Raw genomic sequence first — 18,628 nt, 5'->3', positions numbered from 1 at the left:
ATGGATTCGTTGTTGGAAGTGCGCAATCTGACCAAAACTTACCGTTATCGCACCGGGCTGTTCCGCAACCAGCATGTAGAGGCGGTGAAGTCCGTCAGCTTTACCCTGCGCGAACGCCAGACGCTGGCAATCATCGGTGAGAACGGCTCTGGCAAATCAACTTTGGCGAAAATGCTTTCCGGCATGATCGAACCCTCTTCCGGTGAGGTATTGATTGGCAATCACCCGCTGGAATTTGGCGATTATCGCTACCGCAGCCAGCGTATTCGGATGATCTTCCAAGATCCCAGCACCTCGCTCAATCCACGCCAGCGTATAGGCCAGTTGCTCGATGCACCGCTGCGGTTGAATACCGATCTGCAAGCCGCCGATCGCGAAGTGCGCATCAACCAGACTCTGCGCCAAGTGGGTATGCTGCCGGACCACGCCTATTATTATCCGCATATGCTCGCCTCCGGTCAGAAACAGCGCGTCGCCCTGGCGCGTGCGCTGATCCTGCAACCCCAGGTGATCATCGCCGATGAAGCGCTGGCATCGCTGGATATGTCGATGCGTTCACAAATCATTAACCTGATGCTGGAATTACAGGAAAAGCACGGTATATCATATATTTATGTCACTCAGCATCTGGGTATGATGAAGCATATCAGCGATCAGGTGATGGTGATGCATGAGGGTGAAATCGTTGAGCGTGGCAGCACGGCCGAGGTGCTGGCGGCTCCGCTGCACGAACTCACCAAGCGCCTGATCGCCAGCCATTTTGGTGAAGCACTGACCGCCGATGCCTGGCGGCGTGACGGCGGCAGGTTCTGAAATAAACCTAAAGGATAACGGTATATGGGCTTTTTAACCGGCAAACGTATTCTGATCACCGGCGTTGCCAGCAAACTTTCCATCGCTTTTGGTATTGCGCAGGCCATGCATCGTGAAGGTGCCGAACTGGCTTTCACCTACCAGAATGACAAACTCCAACCGCGCGTGGCAGAATTCGCTGCGGCATTGGGCTCTGACCTGATACTGGAATGCGACGTGGCGCAGGATGCAAGCATCAGCGCCATGTTTGCTGAGTTAGGGCAACGCTGGCCAACGTTTGATGGTTTCGTCCACTCGATCGGTTACGCCCCGGCGGATCAGTTGGATGGCGATTACGTTAACGCCGTGACGCGCGAAGGTTTTGCCATCGCCCACGACATCAGTTCCTACAGTTTTGTGGCAATGGCCAAGGCCTGCCGCACCATGCTCAACGCTAATTCGGCATTGTTGACGCTGTCTTATCTCGGGGCAGAACGTGCAATTCCCAACTATAACGTGATGGGCTTGGCGAAAGCCTCATTGGAAGCCAACGTGCGCTATATGGCTAATGCCATGGGGCCTGAAGGGGTACGGGTTAACGGCATCTCCGCCGGGCCGATCCGCACGCTGGCCGCATCCGGCATCAAAGACTTCCGCAAGATGTTGGCCCATTGCGAGACCGTGACGCCGATTCGCCGTACCGTCACCACCGAGGACGTGGGTAACACCGCCGCCTTCTTGTGTTCCAACCTGGCGGCCGGTATATCCGGTGAGATCGTGCACGTTGACGGCGGTTTCAGCATTGCTGCGATGAATGAGCTGGAGCTGAAATAATTCAACAGGGCTGAACAGTTTCAGCCCTGCTTTGTTTGCCCCCACGATTTCTTCGCCACAATAAAAGTGACATTGTCACCTTAAAAACTTATTGCAGCAGCCACTCCTGCGCCGCATCAAAGAAATGCTGCGCCAGCGGGGTTGCGCGGCCCGGTTCGGCAATCACCAACGCGGCATGACGCGCCATCGGTGGCATAGCAACCGCCCGCCGTTGCAGCTGTGGCGTCATGTCCTGCAACAGGCTGCCGCTGGGGAACAGCCCGCAGCCCAATCCGACAAAAATCCCCTGCAACAGTTGGAAAATTGACGTACTTTCCAGACGAACGTGCGCCGCAAGACCGGCATCGCGAAAGTGTTGATCAAGATGACGGCGGAAATAGCGTGTCGGCTCAGCCAGGCACAGCGGCAATGCCGCCACGGCGTCCAGCACCAGCGGAATATCGCCAGCCAGTTCAGGAAAATGCTGCGGATGAAACACCAGTTCCACCCCGCTATCTGCCAGCGGTTGTGACTGGAAATGCAGTTCCTTGAGGGTGGAAACCTCAAAGAAGCCAATACCGATATCCACCGTGTGGGCGGTCAGCTCTTCCAGCAGTTGATCGGCACTCATCACCGCCACCCGATAATCCAGCTGTGGATAACGCTCATTGACCGCTTTCAGCAATTGCGCCAGTGAAATACTGCACTGCGGCACGGTCCCCAGGCGCAACGTGCCGTTCAGGCCGTGCTTGAGCGATTCCACCTCCAGTTTCAGCCCCTGATAAACCGAAACAATTTCCCGTGCCCACACCAGCACGCGTTCACCTTCAGCGGTAAATCCTTCGAAATTGTTACCCCGATTGATCAACGCCACACCCAGCTCTTTTTCCAGGTTTTTCAGCCGCATGGATAACGTTGGCTGGCTAACGAAGCTGGCCTCTGCCGCGCGGCCAAAGTGGCGTTCTCGCTCAAGATTACACAGGTAAATCAGTTGCTTAATATCCATGTAGTGGCCTAGAAGAAAAGTTCTGCGTTGAAGTATATCATTCTGGCGATAAATGCCCTCTATGCCGTCATTGCTTCATTCGATTAGACGCCCCGCCTACGCCCTCCTAAGCTTGTGACATAAACACTCAAAGCGTTTAAAAAGGCGCTTACTTTTTAATAACAATGATCACCTGCGAAGAAAACCATGAAATTCAAACCGTCAATCAAGCCTTATCGCGGCGCGGCGGGTGGCTGGGGCTCGTTGGAAGCCACCACCCGCTATGTGTTCGACAGTAAACAACCGCTGCAAAACCTGCGTAACCTGATGCGCATTAACAAAGCTCGCGGTTTCGATTGCCCTGGCTGCGCCTGGGGCGACGATAACCACAGCACTTTCAGTTTCTGTGAAAATGGGGCCAAAGCGGTCAGTTGGGAAGCCACGCGCAATGCGGTTGAACCGGCCTTTTTCGCTACCCACAGCGTCAGTAAACTGTTGCAACAGAGCGACTATTTTCTGGAGTATCAGGGACGCCTTACCCACCCGATGCGTTATGACTCGATCAGCGATCGCTATCAGCCCATCAGTTGGCCAGCGGCTTTTGCCTTGATTGCTCAGCATATCCACCAAATGGATAACCCTAATCAGATCGAACTTTATACCTCCGGCCGCACCAGCAACGAGGCGTCTTATCTTTATCAACTGTTTGGCCGCATGCTGGGCACCAGCAACTTCCCCGACTGTTCCAATATGTGTCACGAAGCCAGCGGCGTCGGCCTCAAGCAAAGCATTGGCGTCGGTAAAGGCACCATCCGCATGGAGGATTTCGAGCAGGCCGATGCCATTTTTGTGTTTGGTCAGAATCCGGGCACCAATCACCCACGCATGCTGCACAGCCTGAAGCAGGCAGCCGTCCGCGGTGCGCGCATCGTCAGCTTTAATACGCTGCGCGAACGTGGGCTGGAGCGTTTTGCCGATCCGCAGAACCCATTGCAGATGCTGACGCCGAAATCTTCTCCTATCAGCTCGGCCTATTTCCAGCCCAACCTCGGTGGAGATCTGGCTGCGGTGCGCGGCATAGTGAAAGCCTTGTTGGAGACACATCGCCAGCGGCTGGCAGAAGGTAAAACCGGGCTATTCGACCAGGACTTTATCGAGCAGCACTGCGTCGGCGTTGAAGAGTATCTGGCACAGGTGGATGCAACCAATTGGCCGCACATTACCCAGCAATCTGGCCTGAGCGAGAGCCAATTGCGCCAGGCGGCGGCCATTTATCAGAGTGCTAAGCGCGTGATCTGTACCTGGGCGATGGGGATCACCCAGCATAAACACTCGGTGGCAACGGTACGCGAAATCACCAATCTGCAACTGCTGTTCGGCCAACTGGGCAAGCCGGGGGCAGGATTGTGCCCGGTGCGCGGCCATAGCAATGTGCAAGGCAATCGCACCATGGGCATCGATGAAAAAGCGCCCAAAGCGCTGCTCGACAGCCTGGAACAGCATTTCGGCTTCACCCCGCGCCGCGAGGCCGGGAATAACACGGTAGAAGCGATCGAGGCCATGCTGCGTGGTGAGGTCAAAGTACTGCTGGCGCTCGGCGGTAACCTGGCGGCAGCGGCGCCGGATACCAAGCGCACCGCACAGGCCCTGCGCAACTGCGATCTGACGGTGCATATCAGCACCAAGCTGAACCGCAGCCATCTGATCACCGGAAAAGAAGCGTTGATTCTGCCCGCCTTGGGGCGCACCGAACTGGATCTGCAAGCCAGCGGCCCACAGTTCATTACGGTTGAGGACTCTTTCAGTATGGTGCATGCCTCGGAAGGCATCGGCAGACCGTTAGCAGAGACGCAACGTTCGGAAACCGCCATTGTCTGCGGTATTGCCGATGCGGTGCTGGGCAGCGAAAAGCTGGACTGGCTGGAATTGGCTAATGACTATTCGCTGATCCGCGATCATATTCAGGCCACCCTCCCCGGCTTTGACCATTTCAACCAGCGTTGCGAACAGCCCGGTGGTTTCTATCTGGGCAATGCCGCTGCGGAGCTACGTTTTGCCACGCCAAGCGGCAAGGCACAGTTCAGCGCCGCGGCGTTGCCGGAGACGCTGTTCTCACATCAGGGCACAGAACGGGCACCTTTTACGCTACAGACCCTGCGTTCACACGATCAGTACAACACCACCATTTATGGGCTGGATGACCGCTATCGCGGGGTCTATGGTCAGCGGGAAGTGTTGTTTATCCACCCGGAAGACCTGGCAGAACTCGGCCTGAACGATGGCGAGTTGGTGGAAATTGAAACCCTGTGGCATGACGGCGTGGTGAGGAAAGTCAGCGGCTTCAAGCTGGTCAGCTACGCTATCCCCCGGGGTAATCTGGCGGCCTATTATCCGGAAACCAATCCGTTGGTCCCCTTGGATAGCTTTGGTGATGGCACCGGTACGCCGACCTCTAAATCCATTCCGGTAACGATCCGCCGCTGTGCCAGCGCACCTGCATGGCGCATCGCCTGACCTTGATGGCAAACCATGGCTGAAAACCATGGTTTGCCAATGACTTGTTCTTGGTCGATCCGGCAAATTATCCCACATCAACGCGGTGAAATCGTGACGTTAGGCTTGCCCACAGCAGGTGATTCGCGTAAAACTGTCTGCCGCAAATCTTGCCACTCACAACCCATTCACTGGACGATATGTTTCAAGATAACCCGCTGCTGGCGCAGCTTAAACAGCAACTTCACTCTCAAACCCCGCGTGTTGAAGGCGTAGTAAAAGGGACTGAGAAAGGTTTTGGCTTTTTAGAAGTCGACGGTCAGAAGAGTTATTTTATTCCGCCGCCGTACATGAAAAAAGTCATGCATGGGGATCGTATCGTCGCCACCCTGCATACCGAAAAAGATCGCGAGATCGCTGAGCCAGAAACCCTGGTTGAGCCATTCCTGTCGCGCTTTGTCGGCCGCGTGCAGAAGAAAGACGATCGTCTGTCCATCGTGCCCGACCATCCATTGCTGAAAGACGCGATTCAGTGTCGTCCAGTGCATGACGTCACTCATGCCTTCAAGGCCGGTGACTGGGCGGTGGCAGAAATGCGCCGCCATCCTTTGAAGGGCGATCGCGGTTTTTATGCCGATCTGACCCAGTTCATTACCGACGCTGAAGACCATTTCGCCCCTTGGTGGGTGACGCTGGCGCGCCATAATCTGGAAAAAGAAGCACCAGACATGGTCGCCATCAGCGAGCATGACGCCGCTCTGCCGCGTGAAGATCTGACCGCGCTGGATTTTGTCACCATCGACAGCGCCAGCACCGAAGATATGGACGATGCGCTGCACGTGCAGGATAACGGCGACGGCACATTGCAGTTGACCATCGCCATTGCCGATCCGACCGCTTACGTCGAGCAAGGCAGTAATCTGGATGATATCGCCCGCAAGCGCGCTTTCACCAACTACCTGCCGGGCTTCAATATTCCGATGCTGCCGCGCGATCTGTCCGACAACCTGTGTTCGCTGCGCCCGAATGAGCGCCGCCCGGTGTTGGCTTGCCGCGTGACGATCGCCGCAGACGGTGCTTTGAGCAATGATATCCACTTCTTTGCCGCCGAGATCGAGTCCAAAGCCAAGCTGGTTTATGACGAAGTCTCTGACTGGCTGGACGGCATTGCCGGTTGGCAGCCGCCAAGCGAAGTCATCGCGCAGCAGATCACCTTGCTCAAAAAAGTGTGCGATAACCGTAATGCCTGGCGCCACCAGCACGCGCTGGTGTTTAAAGATCGCCCGGACTACCGCTTTGTGCTCGGTGAAAAAGGTGAAGTGCTGGACATCATCACCGAACAGCGCCGCACCGCTAACCGTATTGTTGAAGAGTGCATGATTGCCGCCAACGTTTGTGCCGCGATTGTGCTGCGCGATCGCCTTGGCTTTGGCATCTACAACGTGCATACCGGTTTCGACCCGGCGCTGGTTGAGCAGGCGGTTAGCGTGTTACAGACCAACGCCGTTGAAGCCGAAGCGGAAAAACTGCTGACGCTGGACGGGTTCTGCGAACTGCGCCGTCATCTCGATGCGCAGCCCACTCAGTTCTTGGACAGCCGCATTCGTCGCTTCCAGACTTTTGCTGAGATCAGCACCGCTCCTGGCCCGCACTTTGGCCTGGGGCTGGAAGCCTATGCCACCTGGACGTCGCCAATCCGTAAATACGGCGATATGGTCAACCATCGCCTGCTGAAAGCCATTATCAGCGAGCAAGCGGCCAGTAAGCCGCAGGACGAAGTGACTGTGCAACTGGCTGAACGCCGCCGCCTGAACCGCATGGCCGAACGCGATGTTGGCGACTGGCTGTATGCTCGCTTCCTGAAAGACAAGGCAGGCACCGATGAACGCTTCACGGCGGAAATCATCGACGTGACCCGCGGCGGCCTGCGTGTGCGCCTGCTGGAAAACGGCGCGGTGGCCTTTATCCCTGCCCCGTTCATTCATGCAGTGCGTGATGAACTGGTGTGTAGCCAGGAAACCGGCATGGTGCAGGTGAAAGGCGAAATGGTTTATCGCCAAAGCGATACTCTACAGGTCAACATCGCCGAAGTGCGTATGGAAACCCGCAGCGTGATTGCCAAACCGGTAGCCTGACGGTACGAATAGCCATCAGGGCGATACTGCGGTATCGCCCTTTTTTATTGCCCGCATTGCCCCATTTCTTGATGTTTGTTGCTAAACCCCCGCTGAGTTCACACTTTTCATCTGATCGACTTCTCTTCACGTTTAAAATCCCTATTTTTAACCTACCGCTCACTTTCACTTAAAAAACATGACCTTTACCTACCTCTGCATAACAAGGAGTTGTTAAACATGAAAAACGTCAAGTCCGGCATTATCTGGCTTGCGGTGGCGTTGCTCGGTGCCTTCGCTTTCGCCATGCTGGCACTTAGCCGTGGAGAGCCCGTCAACGCGGTCTGGTTAGTGATCGCCGCCGTCTCCTGCTACAGCATTGCTTATCGCTTCTACAGCCTGTTTATTGCCAAAAATGTGTTTGAACTGGACGATCGCCGGTTGACCCCGGCGGAACGCCATAACGATGGTCTGGACTATGTTCCCACCAACAAATGGGTGCTGTTCGGCCACCACTTTGCCGCCATTGCCGGTGCTGGCCCGCTGGTTGGGCCGATCCTGGCCGCGCAGATGGGTTTCTTGCCGGGTACTATCTGGATCCTGGTCGGCGTAATGATGGCCGGTGCGGTGCAGGACTTTTTGATCCTGTTTATCTCCACCCGCCGCGACGGGCGCTCTCTTGGTGAAATGGCCAAGCAGGAGCTGGGGACCTTTGCCGGGGTGATCACCATGCTCGGTGCGTTAGGGGTGATGATCATCATTCTGTCTGCGCTGGCTCTGGTGGTGGTGAAAGCGCTGGCAGATAGCCCGTGGGGCCTGTTTACCATTGCCGCTACCATTCCTATCGCGCTGTTTATGGGCGTTTACATGCGCTTTATCCGCCCAGGTAAAATTGCCGAAGTCTCGCTGTTTGGTTTTGTGCTGATGATGGCGGCGATTATCTACGGCGGTAATGTGGCGCAGCATCCCTATTGGGGCCCGTTCTTTACCCTGCACGGTACCACTCTGACCTGGGTGCTGGTGATTTATGGCTTTATCGCTTCGGTGCTGCCGGTGTGGCTGCTGCTGGCACCGCGTGATTATCTGTCTACTTTCCTGAAGATCGGCGTGATCGTCGGGCTGGCGGTGGGTATTGTGTTCGCCATGCCGGAAATGAAAATGCCGGCGGTGTCGCGCTTTATCGATGGTAGCGGCCCGGTATTTGCCGGTTCACTGTTCCCGTTCCTGTTTATCACCATTGCCTGTGGGGCCATTTCCGGCTTCCACGCCCTGGTTTCCAGCGGCACCACGCCGAAACTGATCGAGCGTGAGAGCCATATCCGTTTTATCGGCTATGGCGCAATGCTGATGGAGTCATTCGTTGCCATCATGGCGCTGATCTGTGCCTCGGTGATCGACCCAGGCGTTTACTTCGCCATGAACTCCCCGGCGGCGCTGATCGGCACCACGGCAGAAAGTGCCGCTCAGGTGATCAACGGTTGGGGCTTTATGGTGACCCCCGAAATGCTGACGCAGATCGCCAAAGATGTAGGTGAGAACTCAGTCCTGTCGCGCGCCGGTGGTGCCCCTACCTTCGCCGTTGGGATGGCGCATATCATCACCGAAGTGTTTAACAGCCGGGCCATGATGGCCTTCTGGTATCACTTCGCCATTCTGTTTGAAGCGCTGTTTATTCTGACCGCCGTCGATGCCGGTACCCGCGCCTGCCGCTTTATGGTGCAGGATCTGGTGGGCATCGCCATTCCACGCTTGGCTAATAACCGTTCATGGATCGGCAACCTGGCAGGAACCACCGTTGCGGTCTCCGGTTGGGGCTTCTTCGTTTATCAAGGGGTGGTTGATCCGTTGGGGGGCATTAACACCCTGTGGCCGCTGTTCGGCATCGGTAACCAGATGCTGGCCTCAATGGCGCTGATCCTAGGTACCGTGGTGCTGTTCAAAATGAAGAAGCAGCGCTACGCCTGGGTGACCATTCTGCCGACCATCTGGCTGTTCATTACCTCAATGACCGCTGGCTGGCAGAAAATCTTCCACGAAAAACCGAGCATTGGCTTCCTGGCGCAGGCGAAGAAATTCTCTGCCGGGATTGAGCAAGGTACGCTGATCGCCCCGGCGAAATCGCTGAAAGACATGGAAACCATCGTGTTCAGCAACCAGATTAACGCCGCGCTGTGTGCCTTCTTTATGCTGGTTGCGGTCACCATGCTGGTTTCCGCTTTCTTGGTGATCCGCCGCGCAATGAATTCGAGCACGCCGACGGTACGGGAAAGTGAGATCGTACTGCGTGAGGAGACTGGACGTATCTGAAGGTAGTAGATGTGAAGATGATGGGCGGCTTAGCGCCGCCCATTACCCACTCAGCTTAACAGCGTAGTACCAAAAGCACCCTGCCAATCCTGTTCAAACTTCTCTACCGCCGCCTGCACCGCCGGTGTGCCAATAAACTGCTCAGCCACGTCTACCGGTAAAGTAATCGACTGACAACCCGCCAGCAGGCACTCCAGCGCCTGACGCGGCGTTTTGAAGCTGGCTGCCAGCACTTTGGCGTGCGGGGCATGCAAATTGAGCAACTGTTGCAGCTCATGCACCATTGCAATGCCGTCACCGCCCTGCGCATCGAGACGGTTAACGTAAGGTGCGACATATTCCGACCCCGCCAGCGCCGCCAGCAATCCTTGACCTGCGCCGTAAACCGCCGTTCCTAGCGTGGGGATCGACATCGCCTTCAGCTTCTTGATAGCCGCTAGGCCTTCTGCGGTAACCGGGATCTTCACTACCAGCCCCGGCACTCGCTGATTCAACAGAACCGCTTCTGCCACCATGCGCTCCGCGTCGCTGGCCATCACCTGCGCAAACAGCTTGCCGGTGCCGCCAAGGGCATCGCGCAGAGCGGGCAGCACTTCCCAAATCGGTTTACGTTCTTTAGCCACAATGCTGGGGTTGGTGGTCACACCGTGCAGCGGCAGCACCCGCGCCAGACGTTTCACTGCGGTGACATCGGCGGTATCGAGATAAAGCTCCATGTCGGTCTCCTGATTATTTTGCGAACAAATTCAAACTCTCATCATAATAAGGCAAAAAGGCCTTCGCTATTTGATTAAAATCAATACAAGCTTCATTCGAAAGATATTTAATTTACGTAAGAAGATAACCTAACTTCACAGGTGAACAATGCTTTTCAATCTGCAGCGCTATTCTACACATGACGGCCCAGGCATCCGCAGCGTGGTGTTCCTTAAGGGGTGCTCCCTGGGTTGCCGCTGGTGCCAGAACCCGGAAAGCCGCTCACGCCAGCAGGAATTGCTGTTCGATGAACGCCTGTGCCTGGCAGGCTGCACCCTGTGCAGCGAACGTTGCCCGCACGCTATTACGCGCACGCCAGAGTCCCTGACCATTCAACGTACACTGCTCAGCGCCGCCGACTATGATGCTTTGAACGGCTGTTGCCCTACCGGCGCTCTGAGCGTTTGCGGCAGCGCGCTCGATCTCGACGCCGTGATGGCCGAAGTGCTGCGCGATAAACCCTATTATTTGCGTACCGGCGGTGGCCTGACGCTTTCTGGCGGTGAACCCTTTATGCAACCGGAGATCGCCGCAGCCCTGCTCAAACGCGGCCGCGAAGCCGGTATTCATACGGCGGTGGAATCCTGCCTGCATACCCCCTGGTCGTACATTGCGCCGTCGCTGCCCTGGCTCGATCTGATGCTGGCCGACCTCAAGCACGTTGACGAAGTGCGTTTTAAGCAATGGACCGACGGTTCCGCCAAGCGGGTGATGGATAACTTCCGCCGTTTAGCCGCAGCAGGCACCGAGATCACCGTGCGGGTGCCGCTGATCCCTGAGTTTAACGCCGACCGTGCTTCGATCCGCGCCATTACCGACTTTGCCGCCGACGAAGTTGGTGTGAAAGAGATTCATTTTTTACCGTACCACACGCTGGGCATCAATAAATACCACCTGCTCGGTGCGCCTTATCACGCTTCCCGTACCCCACTAGACGATCCTGAACTGCTGGCCTATGCCGAAGATTACGCCAGCGCCAAAGGCTTGACCGCCATTTTACGAGGATAACATTATGACAACGCTGGATCTGACTACCCTGACCGAACGTACCCGGGCGCACAAGAATGCGCTGATCCATATTGTTAAACCGCCGGTCTGCACCGAACGCGCACAGCATTACACCGAAAGCTACCAGCAGCACCAGGATAAACCGCTGCCGGTACGGCGCGCATTGGCGCTGGCCAACCACCTGGCAAAACGCACCATCTGGATCAAAAACGATGAGCTGATTATCGGCAACCAGGCCAGCGAGCTGCGTGCTGCGCCAATCTTCCCGGAATACACCGTCAGTTGGATCGAAAGCGAAATTGACGAACTGGCCGATCGCCCCGGCGCGGGTTTTTCCGTCAGCGAAGAGAACAAGGCGATCTTACACAAGCTGTGCCCGTGGTGGCGCGGCCAAACGGTGCAGGATCGCTGCTACGGCATATTTACCGATGAGCAAAAAGCGCTGCTGGCGACCGGGATCATCAAGGCGGAAGGCAACATGACCTCCGGCGATGCGCATCTGGCGGTCAACTTCCCGCTGTTGCTGGAAAAAGGCCTGGACGGCCTGCGTGACAAGGTCACCGAACGCCGTAGCCGCCTGCATCTGACCGACTGGGACGATCTGCATAAAGAGCAGTTCCTGAAAGCCATCGATATTTCCTTGGCTGCGCTGAGCGAACATATTCTGCGCTTCGCCCTGCTGGCCCGCGAGATGGCACAGGAAGAGAGCCCCATCTGGCGCCGTGAAGAGTTGTTGACCATGGCCGCCAACTGCGAGCTGATCGCCCATCAGCCACCGCAGACCTTCTGGCAGGCGCTACAGCTGTGCTACTTCATCCAGTTGATGTTGCAGATTGAATCCAACGGCCACTCGGTGTCCTTTGGCCGTCTCGATCAGTACCTCTACCCGTGGTATCGCCGCGATGTCGAACTGGAACAAAGCCTGCCGCGCGAAAAAGCTATTGAGATGTTGCACAGCTGCTGGCTGAAGCTGCTGGAAGTGAACAAGATCCGTTCCGGTTCGCACTCCAAAGCCTCGGCCGGTAGCCCGCTGTATCAGAACGTCACCATCGGTGGCCAGAAACTGGTAAACGGCAAGCCAACGGATGCGGTCAACCCGCTGTCTTACACCATTCTGGAGTCCTGTGGCCGCCTGCGATCCACCCAGCCCAACCTCAGCGTGCGTTACCACGCCGGGATCAGCAATGACTTCCTTGATGCCTGTGTGCAGGTGATCCGCTGTGGTTTTGGTATGCCGGCGTTCAACAACGATGAAATCGTTATCCCGGAATTTATCAAACTGGGGGTAGAACCGCAGGATGCCTACGATTACGCCGCTATCGGCTGCATCGAAACCGCCGTTGGTGGCAAGTGGGGTTATCGCTGCACCGGCATGAGCTTTATCAACTTCGCCCGCGTGATGCTGGCGGCGCTGGAGCAAGGGCGTGATGCCACCTCTGGCAAAACTTTCCTGCCGCAAGAATTGGCGCTTTCACAGGGTAATTTCAGCCAATTTGATCAGGTGCTGGAGGCTTGGGATACGCAAATCCGCTACTACACCCGTAAGTCGATCGAGATTGAATGCGTGGTGGATACCGTGCTGGAAGAAAATGCCCACGATATCGTCTGCTCCGCGTTGGTGGATGACTGCATTGAGCGCGGCAAGAGCATCAAGCAAGGCGGCGCGAAATATGACTGGGTTTCCGGTTTGCAGGTAGGGATTGCCAACCTCGGCAACAGCCTGGCGGCGGTACGCAAGCTGGTGTTTGAACAAGGGATCATCGGCCAGCAGCAGTTGGCACAGGCGTTGGCCAACGACTTCGACGGGCTGGACGGTGAGCAACTGCGTCAACGGCTGATCAACGCCGCACCGAAATATGGTAACGATGTGGATGATGTTGACCAGTTGCTGGTGCGCGCTTATCAGACCTACATCGACGAACTGAAGCAGTACCACAACACCCGTTTCGGCCGGGGCCCGATCGGCGGTACCTACTATGCCGGAACCTCTTCAATCTCCGCCAACGTGCCGTTTGGCGCGGCGACGATGGCGACACCAGACGGCCGTAAAGCCCACACGCCATTGGCGGAAGGGGCCAGCCCAGCGTCAGGCACCGACCATTTGGGGCCAACGGCGGTGTTCAACTCGCTGTCTAAACTACCGACCGCCTCGATTCTTGGCGGTGTGCTGCTCAACCAGAAGCTGAACCCGTCCACGCTGGAAAACCCGCGTGACCGCGAGAAACTGATGCTGATGCTGCGTACCTTCTTCGAGAGCTATCACGGTTGGCACGTGCAGTACAATATTGTCTCCAGGGAAACGCTGCTGGCCGCGAAGCAACATCCTGACCAATATCGTGATTTAGTGGTGCGAGTGGCTGGATATTCTGCCTTCTTTACCGCATTATCCCCAGACGCACAGGATGATATTATCGCGCGCACCGAACATACTCTTTAATCCGTGAATATTGGCGGCTGCCTCTCGGCAGCCGCACATCAGGCCTCTATGAATTCAAGACAACAAACCATATTGCAGTTAGTTAACGATCGTCGGCGCATCAGCGTCAGTGAACTGGCACGCGCTACCGACGTTTCTGAGGTGACGATCCGTCAGGATCTCAATCTGTTGGAAAAACGCAGCTATCTGAAACGCGTGCATGGCTCGGCGGTGGCGCTGGAGAGTGATGACGTCGATGCCCGCATGATGTCCAATTTCATCCTCAAGCAGAAGCTGGCGCGCTATGCCGCTTCGCTGGTCAATGACGGTGAAACCATCTTTATCGAAAGCGGCAGCACCAACGCCCTGCTGGCCCGCTATCTTGCCGAACGCAAACACATCACGCTGATTACCGTCAGCCATTACATCTCTCATCTGCTGAAAGAGACCGATTGCGAGGTGATCGTGCTGGGTGGGATGTACCAAAAGAAAAGCGAAACCGTGGTCGGCCCACTGACGCGGATGTGCATCCAGCAGGTGCATTTCAGTAAGGCCTTTATCGGGGTTGATGGCTACCACGCCGAAACCGGCTTCACCGGCCGCGATATGATGCGTGCCGACGTGGTCAATGCGGTACTGGCCAAAGGGGTGGAAAACATCGTGCTGTCTGACTCGTCAAAATTCGGCCAGATCCAACCCAATCCGCTGGATCCTATGAGCCAGATCGGCCGGGTGATTACCGATGCGCGGCTGGATCTCGACTATCAGCACTTGCTCAAGCGCCAGGGCATTCAGTTAGACCTGGTCGACGAATAAGACCGCCAAACGGGGCCAGTCGGCCCCCGCATTATTGACCGTAATAGGCATGTTTACCGTGCTTGCGCAGGTAGTGTTTATCCAACAGCGTCTGTTGCATATTGGCTAACGCCGGTGCCAACTGGCGTGAAAAAATCCCCATATAGGCCACTTCTTCCAGCACCACGGCATTATGCACCGCGCTGTCGGCATCTTTACCCCAGGCAAACGGGCCGTGCGAATGCACAAGCACTGCCGGGATCGCTGCCGTATCCAAACCGCGCTCAGCGAAGGTCTCAACGATCACTCGCCCGGTTTCCCATTCGTAGCGGCCATTGATTTCCACCTCATGCATTGGGCGGGTGCAGGGAATATCACCGTAGAAATAATCCGCGTGCGTTGTTCCCCAGGCGGGAATATCCAGCCCGGCCTGCGCCCAGATGGTGGCATGGCGCGAATGGGTATGTACAATCCCACCCGCTGCGGCAAAATTCAGGTAGAGCACCCGGTGGGTATCGCTATCGGACGACGGTTTTTTACTGCCCTCCACCACTTTGCCGCTTTCCAACTCCACCACCACCATATCGTCACGGCGCATTACGTCATACTCAACGCCGGAGGGTTTGATCACCATCAGCCCCTGTTGCCGATCTACCGCACTGACGTTGCCCCAGGTAAAAGTGACCAGATGGTGGCGCGGCAGCGCCAGATTGGCTTCCAGCACCTGCTGTTTGAGTTCGTTGAGCATCGGTTTGTCCTTGTTGCTTGGCCTATGACTATTGTCGGCAGGCAAGCAGCAGGCAGGTATGGCATAAATCGCTGAAGACCACGTAGGGTTCTGCTGGATGAGCAAGGATGTGCTGCTGGTAATGGGAAAGTACGCATAAGCCAGTTTGCTGGTTAATGCCTGTACTGGGGTTGTACGCCCAAACTTGCGGAACTTGTTCAACATGCTAAATAGGAAGCCTTACTCCCAGTCAATTCCCGCTAAAATAGTTTCCAAATCAATCACGAAGCGTTTATTCCTGAATGCATAATGCCCAAGAAACTGCAAATGCGGCCAGCCAGATCTTGCCGCCAGCACTGCTGCTGGCGAAGTCCAAGCCAATGGCCGAATGTTTTTTGTGCAAAATCCGCTTTGCTTGATTTGGTGTTAAGGCGAATTTTTATTAATTGACATTCTCCGTAGTACCTAATCATTAGCTACGCATTAAAAAAATAACCCCTGTAGACTGGAGGGATCTATATTTGAACATCAAATCCGACTTATAGCCAGTTTGTATTTTCCCATCCATTTTTTTCCATACAGGACAAAAACGTTTTTTTTCTGCTGTTTATATTAACGTCTAAGGAATAACTCTCGACACCTAATTTTTTTTCATACTTATAGCCACTACTATTACAATCCACGCTCCCCTTATTACATTTTAAGGAGATTTGCTTCTCTACGCTTCTTGTAGCGACTTCATTTTTGACAGGATATTGAGATAATGCCTTATCATTACAAATACTCTTCGCATCTTGAAGTGAAACCGTTGGGGTTCCTACTGGTTCCCATGTGGCTGAGCAGCCAGATAGTAAAATTGCAGAGAAAATAGAAATTGATAATTTTTTCATAGAAACTTACTTTATTAATATTAAGGGGGCTATTTAAAAAACAAGCACCCCTAACATTTCGTGGTGTGAGAAATTTTATTAGCACTTGTCGCTTACTTTTACTAACGAGGCTTTATAAACACTTTCGTCTGAGGAAGCAAACACCGCTACGCCCTTCACCATAGCTTTTGGTGTTAAGCCCCCTGAAGTAAGCTTTTCATCTACAGTGTCAAGTTTAAAAATCTTACCATCAGAGGAAAATGCCTGTAAGCATAATTTACTAAGGTCAAGATTTTTATCTGACATGTTAGCTACGGAAACAATGAAACTTTTAGTATGGAAAACCTTACTGCCAATAGCCGCGGAACCTTGATTTTGCTGTGTGGAATAGACAGCGACGCTCTCTGCATTCCCAGCTAATGCTGGCAGGCTAAAAATACCAAATCCCATGGCTAAAGTCAGGTGAAGTGCTTTCATGGATGAACCTTCTAATTTAACTGTTATTGGAGAGATGAATGATAGCTAACATCATTTAAACGGTAGGTTAACGATTCTGTCGCATTAAGGCGTTGTCAGGTAAAATTCTGTTTTTTGATATTGCTTTCCCATGGCTCTGCTCCGAAAAAATTTTTGTGGTTAATTAAAGCCTTCATATCTGTCTAAACAAATTCGAAACAAAAAGAAGTCAATTGTTGAATTGACATGAGGTTGCAGGTAAATGTAGACGCCTCAAAATCCTTAAAGGAGATAACGTTGTGAAGAGAGTAAATTCATTACCCATTATAACCACAGTACTTATAGTGTTGTTATCGGCGTGCAATGATAAAAACGCAGTCATTGAGAGTGAAGATAAAGCCAAAGTATTTTCCTCAGGCGATAAAATTTACTACTCTGGTGATATAAGTCAATCTGGATATGAAAAAGTTAAAAAATTAATAAGTGATAATACAACTACTCTTGTTATCAATAGCCGCGGAGGCGATATTGTTCCAGGAATGAAGTTGGGTGAATTTGTTTTCGACAAACAGTTGAACGTACAGGTGGAAAATTATTGTTTTTCCTCCTGTGCAAACTACATCTTTCCTGCTGGAAAAACAAAATATCTTTCTAAAGGTAGTCAACTGGGATGGCATGGTGGTGCTACACAAAGTTTTAGTGATGAAATAGTACCTAAAAAGGTAGAGGATAGGGAAAGATTTATCCAGCTACTAACCGGTTTGATTCAACAAGAAAATGATTTTTTCAAAAAGATAAAGGTAAATCAGCTTTCAACGACGTATGGGCAAGTCGCGGAAAGACATTTAGAAATACTTAAAACGCATAATTTAAATTGTAAAGGTTGGAGCTATTCCGTTGACGCTCTCTCAGCATTTGGCATTAATAATGTCGTGTTTAAAGATGATGAGTGGGAACCTGGCACTTCTTATAAAAATAGCTGTATTCATCGTTTTAATACGGTTATAACCTCATAGTATCAATACCGATATCGGCACAGATTAAATATTTTGCAATTTCCTCCGTTGTTCTCCTTTCTTACCATTTTTATCTGGAACGATCACCACAGGATTCTCAGTCACAATAGTGACTGCGTTTTCTGCGCCTATCCGCCCAATCCACATAATCTGAGTGAATTTTCATCAGATTGCACTACGTAAAAATAAAAGTCTCCTGACCATGGCTTTCGATATTGATGACTGATAATCCGTTCCACCGACAGGTCGGTGCCTGTATTTTTGCAACCATCTAAGCCTTAGGCTGCTCTTCCCTATGCTGCCTATCGTAAGAACCCCTATACTAGAAGAGTGTTACGCCAGTAAGGTACTTCCGTCATCCCTTTCGATCTTGCCGCTGCTGAATGGTTAGCTACGGTAAGTTGTTTGGGAGTAGCCATGCTAAGGAGAAGTTACTATGAACATTGATAAACGTTTTGCCACTGCCGCTCTGGCAATTACCCTGGCGATTTCCCTGAGTTCCTGCGCAGATATGTCCAAACGCGACCGTAATACGGCGATCGGTGCCGGGGCCGGTGCCGTAGGTGGAGCCGTGCTGACAAATGGCAGTGCGGTAGGTACCGTCGGTGGGGCCGCTGTAGGGGGGTTGATTGGCCGCCAGGTGGGCAAGTAATTTAAGGTTTTTCATCCAGTTACTGCTTGAGCAATCGCTCTGGCAGCACCCATTCTCACCATGCCGCAGCCGCTATGCTGCGGCATGGTCATCCACTTAACCCCCGGCCAGTTTCACCTTCATACCTTTGGCTTCCAGCAGTTGTTTCAGCAGATCGCGTTTATCCCCCTGGATCTCAATCACGCCGTCTTTAACCGCGCCGCCACAGCCGCATTTCTTCTTAAGCTCTGCGGCCAGTTTTTCCAGCGCAGCATCATCCTGATCGATACCGCTAATCAGGCAGACGCCTTTACCTTTACGCCCGCTGGTCTGGCGTTGGATACGGACAATTCCATCCCCTTTGGCACGCTGTGGTTTAGCTTCTTCCTGTTTGATGCGCCCGCTGTCGGTGGAATATACCAAGCGGCTGTTATCATCATTCATATACTC

16 protein-coding genes are annotated in these 18,628 nt (G+C 53.7%); 10 read left to right on the top strand and 6 right to left on the bottom strand.

Features of this window, described 5'->3' with window-relative positions; genetic code table 11:
• Positions 1-813: a putrescine export ABC transporter ATP-binding protein SapF gene (gene sapF, locus ACX1CU_RS11230; protein ID WP_459402624.1), complete on the top strand. Its 813-nt coding sequence runs from the start codon at positions 1-3 to the stop codon at positions 811-813.
• A gap of 24 nt (positions 814-837) precedes the next feature.
• Positions 838-1,626, top strand: coding sequence for an enoyl-ACP reductase FabI (fabI, locus tag ACX1CU_RS11225; RefSeq protein ID WP_459402623.1), 789 nt, complete (start codon positions 838-840; stop codon positions 1,624-1,626).
• 88 nt (positions 1,627-1,714) lie between these two features.
• Here the strand turns inward: fabI and ACX1CU_RS11220 are convergent, their stop codons facing one another.
• Positions 1,715-2,611, bottom strand: coding sequence for a LysR family transcriptional regulator (locus tag ACX1CU_RS11220; protein ID WP_459402622.1), 897 nt, complete (start codon positions 2,609-2,611; stop codon positions 1,715-1,717).
• A gap of 186 nt (positions 2,612-2,797) precedes the next feature.
• On the opposite strand from ACX1CU_RS11220, the gene ACX1CU_RS11215 reads away from it, so the two are divergent.
• The 3 genes from ACX1CU_RS11215 (at position 2,798) to ACX1CU_RS11205 (ending at position 9,504) form a co-directional block, all read left to right on the top strand.
• Positions 2,798-5,104, top strand: coding sequence for an FdhF/YdeP family oxidoreductase (locus tag ACX1CU_RS11215; RefSeq protein WP_459402621.1), 2,307 nt, complete (start codon positions 2,798-2,800; stop codon positions 5,102-5,104).
• A 179-nt stretch (positions 5,105-5,283) separates the two neighbouring features.
• Positions 5,284-7,218: an exoribonuclease II gene (locus ACX1CU_RS11210; RefSeq protein ID WP_459402620.1), complete on the top strand. Its 1,935-nt coding sequence runs from the start codon at positions 5,284-5,286 to the stop codon at positions 7,216-7,218.
• Between the two features lie 219 nt (positions 7,219-7,437).
• On the top strand, positions 7,438-9,504 hold the full coding sequence (locus ACX1CU_RS11205; RefSeq protein WP_459402619.1) for a carbon starvation CstA family protein: 2,067 nt from the start codon (positions 7,438-7,440) through the stop codon (positions 9,502-9,504).
• Positions 9,505-9,554: 50 nt separating this feature from the next.
• Here the strand turns inward: ACX1CU_RS11205 and fsa are convergent, their stop codons facing one another.
• Complete coding sequence (gene fsa, locus ACX1CU_RS11200) at positions 9,555-10,220, bottom strand: fructose-6-phosphate aldolase (protein WP_459402618.1); 666 nt, start codon at positions 10,218-10,220, stop codon at positions 9,555-9,557.
• Positions 10,221-10,368: 148 nt separating this feature from the next.
• Here fsa and ACX1CU_RS11195 point away from each other — a divergent pair, with 148 nt between their 5' ends.
• Genes ACX1CU_RS11195 through ACX1CU_RS11185 form a run of 3 tightly spaced genes read left to right on the top strand, consistent with a single transcriptional unit; the run spans position 10,369 to position 14,500 of the window.
• Entirely contained in the window at positions 10,369-11,268 is a 900-nt protein-coding gene (locus ACX1CU_RS11195) for a glycyl-radical enzyme activating protein (RefSeq protein ID WP_459402617.1), read from the top strand.
• 4 nt (positions 11,269-11,272) lie between these two features.
• On the top strand, positions 11,273-13,705 hold the full coding sequence (locus tag ACX1CU_RS11190; protein ID WP_459402616.1) for a formate C-acetyltransferase/glycerol dehydratase family glycyl radical enzyme: 2,433 nt from the start codon (positions 11,273-11,275) through the stop codon (positions 13,703-13,705).
• 48 nt (positions 13,706-13,753) lie between these two features.
• Positions 13,754-14,500, top strand: coding sequence for a DeoR family transcriptional regulator (locus ACX1CU_RS11185; protein WP_459402615.1), 747 nt, complete (start codon positions 13,754-13,756; stop codon positions 14,498-14,500).
• Between the two features lie 31 nt (positions 14,501-14,531).
• On the opposite strand, the gene araD is transcribed toward ACX1CU_RS11185, so the two are convergent.
• From araD to ACX1CU_RS11170, 3 genes are all read right to left on the bottom strand, one after another.
• Positions 14,532-15,227 (bottom strand): L-ribulose-5-phosphate 4-epimerase, encoded by a 696-nt coding sequence (gene araD, locus ACX1CU_RS11180; RefSeq protein WP_459402614.1) that lies wholly within the window; start codon positions 15,225-15,227, stop codon positions 14,532-14,534.
• Positions 15,228-15,745: 518 nt separating this feature from the next.
• Entirely contained in the window at positions 15,746-16,096 is a 351-nt protein-coding gene (locus tag ACX1CU_RS11175; RefSeq protein WP_459402613.1) for a hypothetical protein, read from the bottom strand.
• Positions 16,097-16,174: 78 nt separating this feature from the next.
• Positions 16,175-16,552, bottom strand: coding sequence for a DUF4354 family protein (locus tag ACX1CU_RS11170; protein ID WP_459402612.1), 378 nt, complete (start codon positions 16,550-16,552; stop codon positions 16,175-16,177).
• A 278-nt stretch (positions 16,553-16,830) separates the two neighbouring features.
• Between ACX1CU_RS11170 and ACX1CU_RS11165 the strand changes: the two genes are divergently transcribed.
• Together ACX1CU_RS11165 and osmB are read left to right on the top strand one after the other, a co-directional pair.
• A complete protein-coding gene (locus ACX1CU_RS11165) occupies positions 16,831-17,547 on the top strand; it encodes a hypothetical protein (RefSeq protein ID WP_459402611.1) in 717 nt (238 codons plus the stop codon).
• A 436-nt stretch (positions 17,548-17,983) separates the two neighbouring features.
• The gene (gene osmB, locus ACX1CU_RS11160; protein ID WP_459402610.1) at positions 17,984-18,199 is read left to right on the top strand and encodes an osmotically-inducible lipoprotein OsmB; all 216 of its coding nucleotides are present in this window, start codon (positions 17,984-17,986) and stop codon (positions 18,197-18,199) included.
• A 96-nt stretch (positions 18,200-18,295) separates the two neighbouring features.
• On the opposite strand, the gene yciH is transcribed toward osmB, so the two are convergent.
• The gene (gene yciH / locus ACX1CU_RS11155; RefSeq protein ID WP_459402609.1) at positions 18,296-18,622 is read right to left on the bottom strand and encodes a stress response translation initiation inhibitor YciH; all 327 of its coding nucleotides are present in this window, start codon (positions 18,620-18,622) and stop codon (positions 18,296-18,298) included.
• Positions 18,623-18,628: the final 6 nt, after the last annotated feature.

Source organism: Serratia sp. D1N4, from assembly GCF_054552755.1.
Note: the sequence above shows the minus strand (reverse complement) of the source record. Positions and strands in the feature narration are given on the sequence as shown.